Raw genomic sequence first — 19,871 nt, forward strand, 5'->3', positions numbered from 1 at the left:
ATTATTTCAATAAAGCGCTTCCTTAATAATCTCTCCTACCGTAGGATGCGGGAACACAAACGACTTTAACTCATCCGATTTCATCCCCTTCTCAATAACGATTCCGGCGATCACGATCAACTCCGAGGCCGGATTACCCAACATATGGGCACCGATCAACGTCTCATCCTCCGACAAGATCAACTTACAAACACCATTCCCCATCTCATTCTCCGCGACAAAACGCCCAGAGAATGCCATCGGTATTTTTTTCACGGTATACGAAATACCTTCTGCCTGCAACTCCTCCTCTGTCTTCCCGACACCGGCGATCTCCGGATTCGTATAAACGACACCCGGAATAGCCTTATAACTCATCGGGCGCGATTTGCCCAAGAGATGATCCACGGCCACCTCCGCCTCGCTAACTGCCGTATGCGCCAGTAAGGAAAAAGCGGTAATATCACCGCAAGCATATACATTTGGCAGGGAAGTCTGCATGTACTCATTCACCTTCACCCCATTACGAAAAGTCTCCGGAGCCAGTGTCTCCAAGCCAAAACCTTTCGTAACCGGACGACGCCCTACACTCAAAAGGACCTTATCGCCATGTAACGTGAATGTCTCCCCATCTTTCTCTACAGAAACCTCGGTTCCATGCACCCCGGTCACTTTATGACTTAGATAGAACTTAATCCCCCGTTTAGCGTATTCCGCTTGCAACATTTCGGACAGCTCACGATCCATCGGGCCTAATATCTTATCCAACATCTCCACGACATGTACCTCTACCCCAAGGCTATTGAAGAAAGAAGCGAACTCCATACCGATCACGCCTCCACCGATTATCACCAAAGAGGCCGGAAGCTCCTTCGATTGCAACGCCTCCCGGCTCGTCCAATATTCCGTCTCCGCCAATCCGGGTATAGGAGGAATTACCGTTTCTGATCCCGTACAGATCAAAAGGTTCGCAGCCTCGTATAGCTCTTCTCCGGCGGCGATCGTAATCGTCCCGTCGGCCGCACGCCCTTGGATACAGGCTTCCGCCGTAACCATCACCACGCCATGCTCCGTCATTTTCATACGGATACCGGCTGTCAGCTTTTTCACGACCTTATTCTTACGGGCGATGATTTTCGGGAGATCAAAAGAAGGATTCTCCGCTTTCACCGCATACTTGGAAGCATGCTTGATATTATCATACGTCTTAGCGGAATAAAGAAGCGTCTTTGTCGGCACGCATCCCTCATTCAAACAAACCCCGCCCAATGCGTTTTTCTCAAAAAGAATCGTGGAAAGCCCACCCTGCGCCGCTCTCTCCGCGGCAGTATAACCGGCAGGACCTCCACCGATTATAGCGACATCGTATTTCATACTATTAGATCTATTTAAGTTGTATATTAGGATTTATCTTTCTCAACTGTTTGATAAAATCAGCCCGGTTGGTCGGAGATATGAGCATCCAAGGTTTCCCATTGCTCCATATGATCAGCCGATCCAACGAAAGGGCGTAGCTGGACACCGGCATCACGGTAGATTCCAACGCCTCTATATCAGCGATAGCGATCTTCTTCTCCGGGAAAATACTACAATGCGCTATCAACATATCATCTTCCGTTATCCGGTAATACGTATTAAAGAAAACATGAAGCACCCCCAACGCAGCGACCATCATACCCACTATAGCCGATATATTGGTACGCAAAAACGCAGCCACACAACCAATTACCACCATGATAATCACCAGATGATACCACCATCCCACTTTTGATTTATATTCTCTTTCCATTTTCCGAAATTTGCCGCAAGTTAACGAAAAACGTCAAACAAAAAGAAAATTGCCCAATCTTTCCCATAAAAGAAAATACGCTGTCACTTCTCAGCAACAGCGTATCCACTTAAACCGGTTAATACAAATCATAAGATTGTAGTCGCCTTTTTTATTTTAATTCTTCCAATACCGTATAGGATTGTAATACGTTATTCTTATCATATTGTTCTGTACGCACTAAGCCTACATTCGGGCTGTACCACTCATAGCCATACCCAGTGATTGTCTCCTTTGATTTAGGGGAACGTGTAGCGATATTATATTTTACCTTAGCGCAATCGAACGTACCGGCAGGAGTTGTTATGCTTTCCGTTTTAATAAACTCACGGTCCTTAATGGCCATATCCTTACGATTCTTCCGGTTCTTCTTATCGTAGATCTTTACGGAAGCCTCGTCGAAATACACGTTATTCTTATCGAAATTAGCCGCATACGGATTTGGGTAATTTATAAAGTTCTCCGTGATATCCACATTCGTATTCATTTCCGATACCACTCCCGGATAAGAGAGCGTCTCTTTCGAGTCGAGGAAAAATTCTCCATTCTGGCAGTATGCCTTGATATCTCCTTTGTTCACGATCGTACCGGAGGGATTGGTATATACGTAATCCGCTTCCACCTCTTGACCGGAAGGTAGTGTTTCCACCTCATCCACTTGATAACTCATAACAGATTGTAAGTTTCCCTTCGCGTCATATCCTTTACGGACCCATACCGTTCCCTCTGTCTGCGGAAAGAAGAACGTACAGTCTTGCGCCATCGCTCCTCCCGCAATCAATGAGATTAAAGCCGTGTATAATATTTTCACCTTCATAATTTTGACGTTTAATTAATTCACTACTAAATACATGCCGGATATCCAATGCTTTGTTAGAACAGAGTGAACCCCTAAATGTTCAGAAGGTAAAAATTAAAAATAGCCAAAATATCTTTCTTGACAATACATTTAACCATAACTATGAAGTAATCTATTACATATTTACATGAAATATACCAGTTTATAAAGGATATGTTGTAATTTTGTAATTAATATAGACATTAAACAAGCATAATGGAACTGGAAGAAAATAAGATATCAATCTCTACAATCAAACAATACCTACAATTAATAATACATGATTTGGGTAAATTTACTCATCTAGAGTTTCTGACCTTGAAAGGATGGTTACTATATTCACTTTCTTTAGTGACTATCCTTTGTATACCTTGTATGGCTATTCTAATTATTACAGGTCTCATATCCGGAAATATTCCATTGGACCTACTGATCGCAATCTCATTGATTCCCTTCATATTTATTTTACCTCTGACATTGACATTGACTTTTATCAACAATTATAAGAGACCAAAGACATTAAGAAAATACATACTTCAAGGATTGGGACTCTATCTTTGGGATAGTCCACCCAAAAAGGTCAGCCAAACAGCATTCGAATGCATAAAAGAGGGAAAACTTTTCAGAATTGAGGTTTGCCTTTTAAAGAATGAAGGAAAAGAAGATTGGTTCACTTGCATGATTATTCCTTATTATATACCTAAATCAATAAAAGACAAAGAACAGCATATCGAAAATGTGAATCGCTATCTGAGCGAGAAATGTATTTTTGAGATAAAGCAAGACATGGCTTTTTTCACCATACCAGTCAAAGTCTTTCCGAAGTTAGACCTAAATAAAAGTATTGAAGAACTTTTGTACGCTATGAGACGTTTTGATTTGCGTACATCCACATTCTATAATCCCACCGCAATATTAAATAAAGTACCAAACACCCTCGAGATACTTGCCATGACAGTATTTGATATGGAAATTGATGAAAAATGGATAACCTGGTCTAAAAATATGATAAAAGCAGACTTTGTCAACAAGAACATGCAAGACTTCGCTTCTCAGATACCTTGTATAGATAATCAAAAGGATCTAAGGAAAAGAATGGATATTCTTATATGTGAGTTCAATTTAGATATTAACAAAGAATACATACTTTTGAACTATCTTCGATTTCTCTTATTTGAAAATTATCACAAAAGAAGAACTGTCTTAGAAGTAATCCAATGCTTAAGTCAACTATATATACATTCCAAAATATCTTTACTGCGTGACTTCGATTTATTGTATAGGGCTAAAAAAGAAATTGATGAAACAGGAAAGCAAGTTTCTTGGACAAGGGATACCCTAGAACCTAAAAACATTGATAGTTATATAATAAACTATTTGGATACATTGTCAAAAACAGGGATTCTATCCATGTAAGCATTTGTATACGACTTACCAATCCAACCCGCCTTTGGATATCCCCTAATTATAAAGGAAATTCATATATCTTTTTACCATCCAAACTATAGATGAAAAACTTTTCACCTACCCTAAACATCTTGGATGAAGTATATAAATAAGCTTTCTTCTCACCCTTTGAATTAACCCACAATGTTTTGTCTCCCAAGAATATCAAATTATCCCCATTTGGTAAAGCCTTAAACGTACGCAACTTAGACAAAGGATAAGTTTGTAAAACATTCAGTTGCTGGTCTAGCTCAACCATTTCATTCTTATCAGTAATCAAACAATAAATCGAATCCGGGCGTTTATATCGCTGATAAGATGTACTATCCTCAAAATCCTGCAAGAAATAAGAAGAATTGGTAAGATATAATAATTTCCCGTTTACTTCGGTATTCCATGATACCTCACTCAACAAGGAATCCCCAGATAACGAGTACTTCCGGATATGATCGGAAAACAAGACCATCAGAGCATCCTCTTCCCAATTTATATCAAACTCCTCCACCATCTCTTTCTTATCCGAGAGCTGGCGGAACCAAACCTTCTCACCCTTTCGTTTATCGAAACAGGCGATAAACGGCCAGCCAACCTTCAGTCTTAAGTATTCGTGAGCATAAGCCTCAGAAGTATCAAAAATAGTATTTCGATACCCAGTTCCCATATTAATCATATAAAGGCTATCTCCTCTCGCAAACAAATGAGAGCGAGATCCCATTCCATCAGGTATCGGATACCCCCATTTAGGTTGCAACTGCCGATCCAGGCAAAACAAATTCTCCCGGCTTGCCACGTAAAAAACCGTGTCGTCCGATAAAACATTCGATACCAGTTCCATCACCTTCTTCGGCCCAGTAGGCACTGCCGCAAAACCGGTTAAGACACCCGTCACCACACCGAGCGCACCAAGAGCGACGGCCTCTTTATAATCACTTGCCCCAGTCGGCATGGCATAACTCGGCCCTTCCCCATTTCCCATGTGAACCAGATGAATCCCATCCGAGACAATCAATCGAGTAGAGTCATCCAGTAAACCACTCTCATTCCATCCATATACATGGCTCATTTTCCGGCTCCACATCTTTTCTCCCGTCGCAAGGCTATGGCCTTCCAACTCGTTAGACACCCCGTTCATATAACTGCCTTTATAAGCCAAAAACATCCGGTTCTTAGCGTCCACCCAATAAGGAATCATTTTCTTTTTCTTCCAAACCTCATTACCTGTTTTCAAATCCAGCAACGATGTAGCCTTCCCCATTGTCACGAACAAAACTCCCTCTGAAGTCAACTTTGGATCTTGATTAAAATAATTGACAGGACGTTGCCATAGCATCCTCTGATCAGCCAAGGAGTAAACGGAAATTCCCCCCCTATTTTTCAAGGAAGTCTCATTTTTCGACAAATTCCGATACCGGATAAAAAGCAAATTATCCGTCGAATCCACATCTACTCCAAGAATCCAGCCGGGTAAAGCCAAACTTTTAGCAATGATAACAGAGCCATCCTCATTGATACCCAATGTGTCCGACAAAAATGTTTGAGATTGTACATCTAATGAAATACAACAAACAAACAGCAAGAAAATTTTGATGACCCTCATATCTCCACAATAATTATTTGATACAATTTCACTTTTGATATTTTTCTAACGAAATACAAGTCACATTATTATAATTAGATTCCTCTTCATGGAAAGTTCATAATACTTCTAAGGAACCCTGTACCATATCCCAATAATTGCGTAAAAGAGGCTATTACGGATAGCGATCCTACACGTAAATCACATTTATTGCGGAACATTGCGTCTACAAACAATAAAAGGGCATAAATAATAAGAGGCACCAGAAACAAGCGGCAAAAGAATGAACTGATAACCAATAGACAGACTGAAAACGTGAATAATGCCGGTAAGCAATGTACCAATTTCAATGAGCCGGGATGTTTCCGGTTCAACGCGATCCGGGCCTCCCCCGAATGACGCACCTGACGGAAGAACTGCATGAGATCCGTCCGCCTTTTATGATAAACCCATGCCGAAGGAAATAGCCGGGTCCGATAACCAGCCTCCATGATCCGTATGCTAAAATCAATGTCCTCACCATATCGCATGCCGGAAAAACCGCCCAGACGCTCATATACATCCCGCCTTATTCCCATATTAAAACTACGGGGATAAAATTTATCCAACTTTTTCTTCCCGCCGCGGATACCACCGGTCGTCAGGAATGAGGTCATGGCGTAATTGATCGCCTTCTGGATCGGGGAAAACGAGGCATACGCCTTATCCGGACCACCGAACGCATCCACCGGATAATGATTCAACGAGTCGTGTATATGCTCAAGCCACGTGGAGGGTAGTACCACGTCAGAATCCAGTATGAGCAGATACTCGCCACGCGCTTGCCTAGCGCCATGATTACGCGCCATACCCGGGCCGGAGTTCGTGATCACACAATAATGGAGGTCCAACCGCTCTTGGTATCGCCTTACGATCTCTTTCGCCGGTATCTCCGAACCATCCTCCACCACGATAACCTCAAAATGGACATAGGTTTGCTTGCAAAGGCTTGATAACAGGTCATCAAGCTCATCCGGCCTGTTATAAACAGGAATTATAATGGAGTATAAACGCATATCTTTTGTATAAAAGTCTAGCACAAATGTAGACTCATTTTCATACATAGTCAAGGAACACACATGGACAAATCAAGACCAGACACCACTGATAATCAACAAATTAAAAACAAACATATGGACATCCCCTGTTTTTAGTACTCTTTGAGATATTGATCTAGCAAGAAGCTTACGTCGGAAGGTATTTGTTTACTTTTTTTGATACGCTGTTTGATACGCTGTTTCTGTTTGGATACAGACTCGGGGAGAGAGTTCGCAAAAACAGCTATTTGGGAAGAACTGAACCCCATCTTGATCAAGCAGCAATATCGCTTATCTAATTCGGAGAAATCGGGGAAATCTTTCTCTAACCGTGTATAGAACTGATGGTATTGCAAGTTTGTCCAGTTTATGATTAATGACCAATCTGCATCCTTCAGATATCTAGGATGCTCTTTTAGGTCTTTCAATTTATCGAAATAAGGCAATTGCTCATCTAGTTTCTTATATGAGGATTTCAGTAGCTCTTCATATTTCTCTATCTCTTTATGGGACTCCGCATTTTGATCCAATAAACTTTTATTCTCTGAAACAATCTCATCGATTTCCTGCTGTTTATTATTTAACGTGGCGATCAATTGCTCATTTTCTTTTATACGATTCTCATTCTCTCTTATCGATTCCTTGTAAATTCGTATTTGCTCTCTAGCATGCGCTAAAGATTTTTCCTTCCGCAATACACGATATTGATACACTATTATAAGAATCAACAGAACCGCGGTGACAAACAAGCCGATTATCTCTTGATTCGTTTTTTCTAGTTTTAGCTGGTTATTTATGTTCAACAATCTCTCATGATCATATCTTGCTTGAAGTTCAGCCAGATCATATGTATGAGTCAATACATATATCGAATCAGAATAAATACGGTATTGTTTATTGTAATATATGGCATCTGTATATTTATTTTGCTCTTCCTCTATTTTAGATAAAAAGTCATAGGCTCCTTTTATCGTATACAAGTTATCTGTTTCTAATGATTTAAGAAAATACACTTTCGATGAATCTAACTGACCAGCATCGAAAAAAACATAACCTAGCCCATAATAAGCTTGAGGTAATTCTCTACATGATATTTCTTGTTTTATATCGACCTCTTTTCTTATATATTGTAAAGCATTTTCATACAGTCTCAGTTTCCCATAGACAAACCCCAATTCTCCCATAGCCATAGCTTCAAGTTCTAAATTTCCTAATCTTTTAGCATTTTCCAATGATTTACCAAAATAGAATAAGGCACTATCCATCTCATTTATATGTACATAAGTTCTTCCCAGCTCCGATAGAGCATAAGATATCCGTTCTCCATTTCCTGATCGTAATGCGTATTGATAAGCATCCTTTAATTGTACCAACGATTCTTCATAAAGATCTTGATAACGATACGTATTTCCTAATGATTGGCAGATCAGATAAGTAAAAAGCGGCTCATCCAACCTTGTCATTATATCTTTAGACTTTAAAAAGAGAGGTATCGCTTCCGTTAACTTTTTCTGATCCTCCAATAATTGTCCCTTATAATAATACGCTTGCGCCATCCTTTTCAAGTCATCCTCCTTCTCGAAATAATCCATCGCATCTTGAACCAACTTATCCGAAAAAGGGATATTCAACGAATCCGGAAGGCGTTTACCATATACCTTATCCCGGGCTTGTGCCAACAATAGTGCCCAAGTAGCATAGTTCTTTCCGCTTGAAAGTGATGATTGAGGCATAGAACGTAATATAGATAGAGCGCTATCCGGATGCTCCCACATAACAGATTCCGCACGAGATAATTCCGCTGGTAATGGTTTTTCTTGGCGCATACAAGAAAAAAGGGTAGCGAAAAGTAGCAAAGTCAGTCCTAGTGTTCTCTTCATTTAGATTACAGTTTACAACTTAAACGCAAGTTATAAAATTTATTTTATAAATACCACTAAAATATTTGTTTTTCAATAGTGATTTTGAGATACAATCAGCCAGTAGGGAGATGCGGCACACTACGTATCTACTAGTTGTATTATGTATTTAAAATATTAGCATATAAGCATTTGCAGTTTTTATGGTAAAAAACAAAAGTTTATCAAGCAGAAAACTTTTGTTTCCCTATATAGAAACTAAAGTTTCTTCAGCACGAAACTTTTGTTTTCCCTAATAGAAACTACTTTTACATATATAGGCACTACGACACACGAACCTAAACGATAATTTGGTTTCTTGCGTTTTCTATCAAAACATGGTAGATAAAGAATGATAATTGTAGATATTTTCTATCTACAACCACTATATAAGATGTTTATTTATAAGGCATATAAGAAGGAATTGTAGATGTGGTAGATATTAAGTGTTTTTTATTAACTGGTAATTTATGGAACTCGATTATATAATCCAACAAGTTCTTGTAACTTTGCAGCCATTTTAATTGAAATCCCGATTGAATATGAAGAACAAATACGAGGCTAGGCTAGGTACGGAACGTATGCTACCGCTGGTTTTCAAAATGGCGCTTCCGGCGGTAGCGGCCCAATTTGTCAACCTACTTTACAATATCGTAGATCGTATCTATATCGGGCATATTCCCGAGATCGGGACAAACGCTTTGGCCGGTATAGGGGTGACCACCTCCATCGTGATCTTGATCTCCTCTTTCTCCGCTATCGTGGGAGCGGGAGGTTCGCCGTTAGCGGCTATCGCTCTCGGGCAGGGCGACCGGGAACGGGCCGGAAAAATAGTGGGAAATGGATTTATATTGCTTATCCTATTTACTATATTCACTTCCCTCATCACCTATACCTTCATGGAACCGATCCTGCTTTTTACAGGAGCATCAAAATATACGTTAGGATATGCGGTGGATTATCTCTCTATTTATTTACTGGGCACTCTGTTTGTCGAGATATCCACGGGCTTGAATGCCTTTATCAACGCACAAGGGCGTCCGTCTATCGCTATGTGCTCAGTTTTGATCGGGGCTTTATTGAATATCGTATTAGACCCTATCTTCATTTTCTGGTTGGATATGGGGGTAAAAGGCGCTGCGCTCGCCACGATCCTATCGCAAGCTTGCAGTGCCATATGGGTATTGAGCTTCCTTTTCTCAAGACGTGCCTCCTTGCCTTTGGAAAGGCGGTATATGAGACTGGACCGAAGAATCGTACTCTCGATGTTCGCTTTGGGAATTTCTCCGTTCATCATGGCCAGCACGGAGAGTCTGGTCGGTTTCGTCTTGAATAGTAGTTTGAAAAATTTTGGCGATATCTATGTGAGCGCATTGGCTATCTTACAGAGTGCCATGCAATTCGCTAGCGTACCGCTGACCGGTTTCGCCCAAGGATTCGTACCGATCATAAGCTATAATTACGGACATGGAGACAAACAGCGGGTGAAAGATTGTTTTCGTATCGTGCTAATCGTTATGTTCTCTTTCAACTTGATACTCATGCTATTCATGATCTTATTCCCCTCAACCGTAGCCTCCGCTTTTACAAGCGACAAGGAGTTGATCGATACCGTCCGTTGGGCCATGCCCATCTTCTTGGCGGGTATGACGATTTTTGGCTTACAACGAGCTTGCCAGAATATGTTCGTAGCGTTGGGACAAGCTAAGATATCTATCTTTATCGCCTTGCTTCGTAAAGTAATCCTCTTGATTCCTTTGGCATTACTATTACCTCATTTTATGGGGGTAACCGGCGTATATGCGGCAGAAGCCGTATCGGATGCCACGGCCGCTATTTGCTGTACGTTGTTATTTATATGGAAATTCCCGAAGATACTAGGGAAAATCAAGAAAAAAGAAGAAAGGGCTGCCCAATAACGGACAGCCCCCTGATAAAGCCTTAAAGATTAAAATGAATCGTATTAATATCCCGGATTCTGTGTCAAGTTAGGATTCAGGCTAAGGATATCGGCATAGATGGAGAATACCGTTGTATATCCCGTCTTATCCTCTTGATAATCCAGCGAGCTGGCGGAATGTTTCACGCCTACATAGCGGTCTACCGTAGCCTCGGTAAACTTGCCGAAACGGATCAAATCCTGCCGGCGTACGCCTTCCCAAGCTAATTCAAGCATACGCTCGTCTAATAGCGTATCCAGCGTTACGTTTTGTAGCGGTTTGGCACCTACACGGTTACGAACTTGGTTCACCTCATCGTCTCCATTCTGTCCCAGACGAATCTTGGCTTCCGCCTTCATCAGCAACGCGTCGGCGAAACGGAAGATCACGCAGTCATTTCCATGCAAGTTTCCACCATCCTGAGCATTCTGGTCGAACTCATATTTAGCCATACGAGCTCCGGCGGTCTTCACCAACAAACCATCGGAGGCATCCATATATACCTTCGGGGCGTTCGGCTCATATTTCAAAGGCACTTTCTGTCCGTCCCATTCCGTATAGATCGTCTTTCCATCCGGGCCGGTCACCTCGCCCGTAAAATAAGTAAGCTTACAACGAGGATCCTCATCCGCCGTACCGAACTTAAACACGTTCATCGCCTTCACCGTAGCGCAAGAGCCATTCCATCCGGATTGGCCGTAAGCGGTTGCATGATCATAATGGCGGGTACGTACCAAATTGTAGTCCTTAGCGTCCGGATAAGCGACCGGGTCCATAGGAACCGTGAAAATATTCTCAACCGAGGTCTCGTTCGCTACGGCGAAATTCTCAGAGAAGTTTCCCTGCAACTTATAGCCCAAAGCCTCCAACTTATCCACATAGGCGATCGTAGCTTCCCAAGCGTTCATCTCTTTACCGTCAACGGTAAACTTGATGTTCTTTCCATCCGGACGATTACCGTCCGTCCAATTGTCGTCCGCATAAACCTCCGCGTTCAACGCCAACTTAGCCAAGATCATATAAGCCACCGGCTTGGTAATACGCCCGTAATACTCACCTTTTTGGTTACTGCGGTTATCTGAAAGATAAGGCAACGCCTCCTCCAACTCCGAACGGACAAAGTTAAATACAACGCTACGCTCAGATTGCTTTACCTCAGACATCGGTGTCGTAGAGGAAGTTACCAACGGAACACGAGCGAACAAATCCAACAACTCATAATAGAAAAACGCACGGACCGCACGGACCTCTTCCAGATAAACCTTGAAATATTCCACGTCCGGTTGTTCCTCGGCAAAGGCTTGCAACTTATCAACACTCTGGTTGCATTTTCCGATCTGCTCATACAAGAAATCCCAAGAGTTCTTGGTCAAATCATTCATCGTGCCCCAACGGTGTAAGAAAATATTCTGCCATAAACCGCCATCTTCCCAGTCGCCAATACGGCAAGGAAGCATAGCCTCATCGCTGGAGAAGGTATTCAAGTCATATACATGACGGTCGTTACCCATGATCTTAAACATATTATTGTACAAGCTCGCAACCGTGTTTACATAGACCAACGTAGGGCTTTGGAACGCGGTCTCCTCATCAAACGCGTCTGTAGGACGCTCTTCCAAAAAATTAGAACAGGAAGAAAATGCCGCGGCGGCAGCGGCTATCATAAAGCTATATATAAATTTCTTTTTCATGACTCTTTAAATGGATTTAGAAGTTAACACTCAAACCTAATGAATACGTACGGGATAACGGATAGAAACGTTTGTTATCCATACCTAGGTCATTATTATCTTTATCGACCGTCGTACTGTTAATCATCGGAGACAAACCGGAGTAACCCGTGATCGTAGCTACGTTGTTCACCGAGAATGTCACACGGATATTCTTCACGTATTTCTCGATCTTCTTGCAATCGATGTTGTAACCCAACGTAATATAATCGATATTCAAATAATTACCCTTTTCCAACCAATAATCAGAGATCGACTGGTCGTAGATCTTGCTTTCCGGAGCCTTAGCCAACGCGTTGTATGTAGGGAACTGGCTCAAGTTCATATAAGCTAGCGATGTACCGTTGAAGATCTTATGACCGAAAGCGCCGTTCATCTGCGTCATCAAGTCAAAGCGTTTGTAGCGGAAGCTGAAGTTCATTCCCAGATAATATTTCGGCATGGCTTGTCCGGCGATATAACGGTCGCCACCATCATTGGTATCCAAACCCTCTTTTCCATCGATCGTCTGATCCAAGTTGTAGATATAGCGGCCTTCGATAGCGTTTCCATTCTCATCCAAAGCCGGAGTCAAGCCCAAGCAACGAGGAATGTAGAACACTCCGACAGGCTGGCCTACCATCTGATAAACCACACGGTTGTTTCCTACGAAACCGGCACCACTCATACTGGACAGATCCATATATTGTTTCGCCTGCAACTCTTGTCCCATATAAGAACCGCTCAAGGAGTTCAATTTATTCTTCTGGTAAGAGAAATTCACGCCCATGTTGAAATCGAAGTCCTTTGTCTTCACGATACCACCGCTTACAGCCAATTCCACGCCGGAGTTGGTCATCTCTCCCAAGTTCGCCAATAATTCCGGATATACGAACGGAGGAACCGGAACCGCGTATTTATACAACAGATCCGTAGTCTTGGAAGTATACCAATCGGCGGTCAACGTAAAGCGGCCATCGAGGATACCAGCGTCCACACCCACATCGAATGTCTTTTTCACCTCCCAACGCAAGTCCGGGTTCGAGTTACGTGTAAAGCCATAGGTAGCGGTAGAATTTCCATTGACGGAAGTCACACCGTTCGGGCTCATCAAAGCCAACGAGTTATAAGCCTCGATAGCATCTTGGTTACCGGTCAGACCATAACCCGCACGTAGTTTCAACTGGCTCAGCCAATCCACGTCTTTCAAGAAAGCCTCCTCATTCAACACCCAAGCGGCGGAAGCGGAAGGGAAGAAGCCCCATTTATTATTCATACCCAATTTAGAGGAACCGTCCGCACGTAAGTTCACGGTGGCGATAAAACGGTTGTCATACATATAATTGAAACGACCCATGAATGAGGCCAGACGATTCTCGTTTTGGAAAGAAGTCACGTCTCCGTATTTCACCGTACCACCCGCTTTCAGGTTGTTATAACCGAAGTAATCCGTCTCAAAGCCACGGGCACCGGCGCTAAATCCCGTATAATGATATTTTTGTCCCCTCTCCCAGACAATAAATGGATTCAATCGTTACGCTGCTATTTCTCGGTAAATAATGTATTTACACTTACCGGATATACCGGAGGCGATCCCGCTAATATCAACGTGAATGGCGTAGAACCCGGTATCGAGACCACTTCCATCTATCCTGTAGCCCGTACCTTCACGCTGGGATTATCCGTCCAATTCTAAAGACCTCCACTGCAAGCCGGGTTGCAGTAACACAACCCGCAAGGCTCTATCCGGAAAACCTGTAGTCAATATTTATTTTGTACGAAAAGCAAGCGCAAAAGGAACAACCTAATCAGTTAATCCCTAACTTTGTGAGCCTAAACAATAGAAAACATGGTACAAAGATTCGATTACTTAGTGATAGGCTCAGGAATCGCCGGTATGAGTTTCGCTCTGAAAGTAGCCAATGAAGGCAAGAGCGTAGCACTTATCTGTAAAGCCGGACAAGAAGAAGCCAACACATATTTCGCGCAAGGAGGTATCGCTTCCGTAACCAACTTGAAAGTAGATAATTTCGAGAAGCACATAGAAGACACGATGATCGCCGGCGACTGGATCAGTGACCGGGCAGCCGTGGAGAAAGTCGTGCGCGAGGCCCCTGCCCAGATCGAGGCGCTTATCCGATGGGGAGTTAATTTCGATAAGAAAGAAAGCGGAGAATTCGATCTGCATAAAGAAGGAGGACACTCCGAGTTTCGTATCCTGCACCATGCCGACAATACGGGAGCCGAGATACAGACGAGCTTGATAGAAACGGTAAACAACCATCCCAACATCGCCGTATTCACGAACCATTACGCCGTAGAGATTATCACCCAGCATCATATGGGGATTATCGTCACCCGCCATACCCCCGGTATCAAATGTTTCGGTGCCTATGTATTAAACGAGGATACGGGCGAGGTACATACTTTCTTGTCAAAGATAACCGTTATGGCGACAGGCGGTTGCGAGGCCGTTTACCGGAATACGACAAACCCGCTGGTAGCTACCGGAGACGGTATCGCCATGGTTTACCGTGCGAAAGGCTCCGTAAAAGATATGGAGTTCATCCAGTTCCACCCGACCGCCTTGTATCATCCGGGCGACCGTCCCTCTTTCCTCATCACCGAGGCGATGCGCGGATATGGAGCTGTATTGAGAAACCTTGGCGGAGAGGAGTTCATGCATAAATATGATCCCCGTCTTTCCTTGGCTCCCCGTGATATCGTAGCCCGTGCGATCGATAGCGAGATGAAACAACGGGGTGAAGACCATGTCTATTTGGACGTGACGCACAAAGATCCGGAAGAGACGAAGAAACATTTCCCCAATATCTATAAAAAATGCCTCAGCTTAGGGATCGATATCACGAAAGATTACATCCCGGTAGCCCCTGCCGCCCATTATTTATGCGGAGGTATCAAGGTAGACTTAAACGGGCAATCCAGCATCCGCCGGCTATACGCAATCGGAGAATGTTCTTGTACCGGCTTGCACGGTGGTAACCGATTGGCCTCAAACTCATTGATCGAGGCAGTTGTATATGCCGATGCCGCGGCGAAACACTCATTAAGCGTCATGGATCGCTATGAGTTCAACCAGGATGTACCGGAATGGAACGATGAGGGAACGATCACCAATGAAGAGCGTGTATTGATCACCCAAAGCATGAAAGAGGTAAACCAGATCATGGAAGCGTATGTAGGTATCGTTCGTAGTAACACACGTTTGATCCGTGCGTGGAACCGTTTGGATATTTTATATGAGGAGACAGAGAGCCTTTTCAAACGTTGTAAGGCATCCCGTGAATTATGTGAGTTGCGTAATATGATCAATGTAGGTTATTTGATCACTCGTCAAGCGATGGAACGGAAAGAGAGCCGGGGATTACATTATACGATTGATTACCCACCGATTAAATAATTGAAAATTGAGAATTGAGAATTACTAGCTATGTTAATTCTCAATTCTCAACTTTTAATTATCAATAGTTCTGTTTCATCGGTTCAAAGTAAGCTTGCGGATGAGCGCATGCCGGACAATTAACCGGAGCCTTCTTACCCTCGAATACGAAACCACAGTTACGGCATTGCCAGAAGATAGCCTCATCTTTCTCGAATACTTTACCTTCCTCTACGTTAGCCAACAATTTACGATAACGTTTCTCGTGTTCAGCCTCTACCTTTGCGATCATCTTGAAAGCTACGGCAATAGCGGGAAAACCTTCTTCCTCCGCAATCTTAGCGAACTCAGGATACAATTCAGCCCACTCCTCATTCTCACCAGCTGCTGCGGCTGCCAAGTTCTCAGCGGTTGTTCCGATTACGCCTGCAGGATAAGAAGCGGTAATCTCAACCATTCCACCTTCCAAGAATTTAAAGAAACGTTTAGCGTGTTCCTTCTCTTGCTCGGCTGTTTCCATGAAAACACCTGCGATTTGCTCGTAACCTTCTTTCTTGGCTACGCTAGCGAAAAATGTGTAACGACTTCTTGCCTGAGATTCTCCGGCGAATGATTTCAATAAATTCTGCTCGGTACGTGTACCTTTAATACTTTTTTCCATAATGCTAATTTTATGTAGTAAATTAATGAGTCTGTTTTGTATATCGTTTTTCTCATGACCGATCAAAAGTAAGAATTTGTTTCCAGATATCGATTACGCAAACATTAAATAATATCTATCTCTCAATAGATATCACTTATTTATCAAGGAAAAACTTCTCCTCCTTTATACAATGAAACAACAAATCCTCCTAAATTGTTTACACAAAACCGGAATGCGTCTTTAGATTTTTTGCATCTTCTTTATTTTATTAACTTTGCATCCTCAAATCAAACAGGCAAGAAGAAAAATGAAGAACAAATTTGATTTTCAGCCCAAACTCTTTACGGCGCTGAGAAATTATTCCAAAGAGAGATTCATGACGGATCTCATGGCGGGTATAATTGTCGGCATAGTTGCCCTACCACTCGCCATCGCTTTTGGTATCGCCTCCGGGGTAAGTCCGGAGAAAGGATTGATCACGGCTATTATCGGTGGATTCATTGTCTCCCTTTTAGGAGGCTGCAACGTACAGATCGGCGGACCTACCGGAGCGTTTATCGTGATCGTTTATGGCATTATACAGAACTTCGGTATCGAAGGGCTTGCCATCGCTACCGTCATAGCGGGTATTATTCTGGTATTGATGGGCGTGCTGAAGCTCGGTACCGTGATTAAGTTTATCCCCTACCCGATTGTCGTAGGTTTCACGAGTGGTATCGCTATCACTATCTTCACGACACAAATGAAAGACTTATTTGGATTGACTATGGATAAAGTCCCCGCCGATTTCATCTCTAAATGGATCGCATATTTCGGGGCGTTCGATACGGTTAACCCTTGGGCATTCGTTATCGGTATCATTAGTATCCTGATCATTACGTTAAGCCCGAGGCTAACGAAGAAAATTCCGGGTTCCTTGATCGCTATCGTCATCATGACGATCGTTGTTTACATTATGCGTAATCATTTGGGTATTACAGGTATCGAGACGATTGGAGACCGGTTTACTATTAACGCTTCCTTGCCAGCCCCGGCTCCGATCACGTTTAATATGGAGACAATCAACTTATTGCTTCCCTCCGCCTTTACGATCGCTATCCTTGGGGCTATCGAGTCTTTATTATCCGCTACGGTAGCGGATGGTGTGACAGGCGACAAGCATAATTCAAATACGGAACTAATCGCCCAAGGTGCGGCGAATATCATCGTTCCTATTTTTGGCGGTATTCCCGTGACCGGCGCCATCGCCCGTACAATGACCAATATAAATAATGGTGGACGAACTCCGGTTGCCGGTATTATTCACGCCATCGTATTATTATTGATTTTGCTTTTCCTCGGACCGCTTACCAAACACATTCCAATGGCTTGTCTGGCTGGCGTATTGATCATCGTATCCTATAATATGAGTGAGTGGCGTACGTTCCGTTCCTTGATGAAAAACCCGAAAAGCGACGTATCCGTCTTGTTGGTGACTTTCTTCCTGACGGTTATCTTTGATCTTACGATCGCTATAGAGATCGGTCTTTTGATCGCCATGTTATTTTTTATGCGCCGTGTGGCTGAGACCACGCATGTATCCGTCACCACGGATGAGATCGATCTTTCCGACGAGGGCGAGATTCATCATGACGAGGAAGTCCTCTCCCTGCCTAAAGGTGTAGAGGTATACGAGATCGATGGTCCGTTCTTTTTCGGCGTAGCGAATAAGTTCGACGGCATCATGAAAAGTATGGGAGATAAACCGAAAGTCCGCATCATCCGTATGCGTAAGGTTTCGTTCATAGATTCTACCGGTCTGCATAACTTGGAAAGTCTTTTCCGTCTTTCCGAGGCAGAGCATATCCATATGATACTTTCCGGGGTCAATGAACATGTACACCGTGTATTGACAAAATCCGGATTCGATAAGAAGATTGGCGCAGAAAATATTTGCAGTAATATCAATGAGGCGGTAGAGAAAGCGAAAGCTGCCGTACAAGACTAAGATACTATCAGACAGTGGGAGACGCAGCATGCTGCGTCTCTACAACTGGATATTTATTCCGGTAAATAATACCAGTCCTCTGGTAAGACAGCTTCCTTTATTTTACGGCTGGAAACCCCGACCTCCAAGGCCTCGCCCATATAATCCTCGAAATACAAAACACGTAATTCGTGGAAACCAGCGTCTAACGCTACCTTTCCTTTCGCTATACGAGCATTATGAGAGCCATCATTATCAACAATAGCTTTACCGTCTATAAATAGCTTGGAACCATCATCCGAATACGTATAAAAGCGATATACACCTTTTTCAGGGATATTTATCAACGTACGGAACTCATAAGCGAAATGATCCTTGGCCGGAGCCTCCTGAATGGAGATATTTTTCATCGTACCCTCTTTCACTTTTGTCCCGGAAGCGATCTGATCCGTATGTTTAAACTTGCCTTCATAATAGGTATAAGCTACCCCGTGCTTTTTAGGTTTTACCGTTTTGGCGGGTAAGAATTCCATCGTTTCCTCATCCTTAGAGGTCAGGCCAGACGGATAATAATACGTATATTCCTTTCCGGACGAGGTACGAATCCATGAATCAAACTCAAACTTGCCCTCACGCAATTCAATGATACGGCCACCCCGCTCGAAATCTCCATAAGCGTCCCATCCGGATACACGCCCGAAAGCTAGCCCCACGTTATATAACATTCCTATATAATCGTTATCATGATCGTGCCCGGCGAAAGTAGCCATCACATCCTTCATTTCCACCAAGGAAGCGAAGAAGCCCGTGTTGATCTTAGGAGAGGCGATTCCCTCTTCTTTCTGTCCTAATGTAGTCTCCGCCCCAACGATCTCATTATATTCCAACAGAGGAATATGGAAAAAAGCCAAGGCTGGCAACGGTTTGCCGCCATTTTCCTTGGTATAGCGCATACTTTGCTCACGATACCAATGGATCTGGTCGAAATGAATCCAATCATACGTGCCATAATCCTTCAGCGTAGGATAATCGTTGGAGTCGATACAATACAATAAGGCCGCCGGTTTCTTTCCGTCCGAACTGTAGACCGGTACCACATAGTTTCCGGCTCCATGGATATCACCCGGTCCCTTCTCGCCCATAAAATAAGGTGATTTACTAAGCATGGCATAAATCTCGTCCTTGGGAACGATCTCTGCGTCATGATTTCCCATCATCACCGTAAACGGTATCTTGGCCTCCTCAAAGATCCCGATCACTGACTTCCATCCTTCCAAACCGGGATTTGCTGTCACCACGTCGCCCGTCAGCATCGCCACATCCGGATTTTCCGCCTTTAATACGGATTGTATCGTAGCGACTGTCTTAGCGCATTTAGATGATTTCTGATCCCAATGAATGTCTGTAAATTGGACGATCTTGAATTTCCCATCCTTGAAAGCAAGCTGTTTTTGTGCGAATAAGCTCATCGGGGCACAAAAGCACAACAAGGCTATCGCTAATAAAAAAGTCTTTTTCATGTTCTTCGATTTAGTAATTGGGGGCTAAGTTATAAAAAAAAGAGAGCGATGT

General features: G+C 43.1%; 14 protein-coding genes and 1 pseudogene. 5 read left to right on the forward strand and 10 right to left on the reverse strand.

The genetic code is table 11. The annotated features are described in order from the left end of the window. Positions 1–6 precede the first annotated feature (6 nt). The 3 genes from lpdA to NBH07_RS08685 all read right to left on the reverse strand — a co-directional run bounded on the left by lpdA (position 7) and on the right by NBH07_RS08685 (position 2,624). Positions 7–1,353 (reverse strand): dihydrolipoyl dehydrogenase, encoded by a 1,347-nt coding sequence (gene lpdA, locus NBH07_RS08675; RefSeq protein ID WP_156682756.1) that lies wholly within the window; start codon positions 1,351–1,353, stop codon positions 7–9. Positions 1,354–1,363: 10 nt separating this feature from the next. Then, positions 1,364–1,768 carry a PH domain-containing protein gene (locus NBH07_RS08680; RefSeq protein WP_009016772.1) on the reverse strand — a complete coding sequence of 135 codons (405 nt, stop codon included), beginning with the start codon at positions 1,766–1,768 and terminating at the stop codon, positions 1,364–1,366. Between the two features lie 151 nt (positions 1,769–1,919). Continuing rightward, positions 1,920–2,624 carry a TapB family protein gene (locus NBH07_RS08685; RefSeq protein ID WP_005860303.1) on the reverse strand — a complete coding sequence of 235 codons (705 nt, stop codon included), beginning with the start codon at positions 2,622–2,624 and terminating at the stop codon, positions 1,920–1,922. 237 nt (positions 2,625–2,861) lie between these two features. On the opposite strand from NBH07_RS08685, the gene NBH07_RS08690 reads away from it, so the two are divergent. Then, positions 2,862–4,061: a hypothetical protein gene (locus NBH07_RS08690; RefSeq protein WP_008778963.1), complete on the forward strand. Its 1,200-nt coding sequence runs from the start codon at positions 2,862–2,864 to the stop codon at positions 4,059–4,061. Between the two features lie 49 nt (positions 4,062–4,110). Here the strand turns inward: NBH07_RS08690 and NBH07_RS08695 are convergent, their stop codons facing one another. The 3 genes from NBH07_RS08695 to NBH07_RS08705 form a co-directional block, all read right to left on the reverse strand. Beyond that, entirely contained in the window at positions 4,111–5,688 is a 1,578-nt protein-coding gene (locus NBH07_RS08695; RefSeq protein WP_008773166.1) for an outer membrane protein assembly factor BamB family protein, read from the reverse strand. An 86-nt stretch (positions 5,689–5,774) separates the two neighbouring features. Next, positions 5,775–6,722: a glycosyltransferase family 2 protein gene (locus NBH07_RS08700; RefSeq protein ID WP_250833498.1), complete on the reverse strand. Its 948-nt coding sequence runs from the start codon at positions 6,720–6,722 to the stop codon at positions 5,775–5,777. Between the two features lie 134 nt (positions 6,723–6,856). Continuing rightward, a complete protein-coding gene (locus tag NBH07_RS08705) occupies positions 6,857–8,623 on the reverse strand; it encodes a tetratricopeptide repeat protein (protein ID WP_156682758.1) in 1,767 nt (588 codons plus the stop codon). A gap of 560 nt (positions 8,624–9,183) precedes the next feature. Here NBH07_RS08705 and NBH07_RS08710 point away from each other — a divergent pair. Next, complete coding sequence (locus NBH07_RS08710; RefSeq protein WP_156682759.1) at positions 9,184–10,560, forward strand: MATE family efflux transporter; 1,377 nt, start codon at positions 9,184–9,186, stop codon at positions 10,558–10,560. A 44-nt stretch (positions 10,561–10,604) separates the two neighbouring features. Here NBH07_RS08710 and NBH07_RS08715 read toward each other — a convergent pair whose 3' ends face one another. After that, entirely contained in the window at positions 10,605–12,272 is a 1,668-nt protein-coding gene (locus NBH07_RS08715) for a RagB/SusD family nutrient uptake outer membrane protein (RefSeq protein WP_121772701.1), read from the reverse strand. A gap of 16 nt (positions 12,273–12,288) precedes the next feature. Next, a pseudogene (locus NBH07_RS08720) lies at positions 12,289–13,794 on the reverse strand (TonB-dependent receptor domain-containing protein); the annotation flags it as partial. Here NBH07_RS08720 and NBH07_RS08725 point away from each other — a divergent pair. Beyond that, a complete protein-coding gene (locus NBH07_RS08725; protein WP_009016546.1) occupies positions 13,780–13,986 on the forward strand; it encodes a hypothetical protein in 207 nt (68 codons plus the stop codon). The pseudogene NBH07_RS08720 and the gene NBH07_RS08725 sit on opposite strands and share 15 nt — an antisense overlap. Before the next feature lie 153 nt (positions 13,987–14,139). Continuing rightward, positions 14,140–15,711 (forward strand): L-aspartate oxidase, encoded by a 1,572-nt coding sequence (gene nadB / locus NBH07_RS08730; protein WP_005860322.1) that lies wholly within the window; start codon positions 14,140–14,142, stop codon positions 15,709–15,711. 61 nt (positions 15,712–15,772) lie between these two features. On the opposite strand, the gene rbr is transcribed toward nadB, so the two are convergent. Next, positions 15,773–16,351 (reverse strand): rubrerythrin, encoded by a 579-nt coding sequence (gene rbr, locus NBH07_RS08735; RefSeq protein WP_005860325.1) that lies wholly within the window; start codon positions 16,349–16,351, stop codon positions 15,773–15,775. A gap of 289 nt (positions 16,352–16,640) precedes the next feature. Here rbr and NBH07_RS08740 point away from each other — a divergent pair, with 289 nt between their 5' ends. After that, positions 16,641–18,320 carry a SulP family inorganic anion transporter gene (locus NBH07_RS08740; RefSeq protein ID WP_005860327.1) on the forward strand — a complete coding sequence of 560 codons (1,680 nt, stop codon included), beginning with the start codon at positions 16,641–16,643 and terminating at the stop codon, positions 18,318–18,320. Between the two features lie 53 nt (positions 18,321–18,373). Here NBH07_RS08740 and NBH07_RS08745 read toward each other — a convergent pair whose 3' ends face one another. Continuing rightward, positions 18,374–19,819: a PA14 domain-containing metallophosphoesterase gene (locus NBH07_RS08745; RefSeq protein ID WP_005860329.1), complete on the reverse strand. Its 1,446-nt coding sequence runs from the start codon at positions 19,817–19,819 to the stop codon at positions 18,374–18,376. Positions 19,820–19,871 lie beyond the last annotated feature (52 nt).

It is taken from the genome of Parabacteroides sp. B2-S-102 (assembly GCF_023656665.1).
Classification (GTDB): domain Bacteria; phylum Bacteroidota; class Bacteroidia; order Bacteroidales; family Tannerellaceae; genus Parabacteroides; species Parabacteroides distasonis.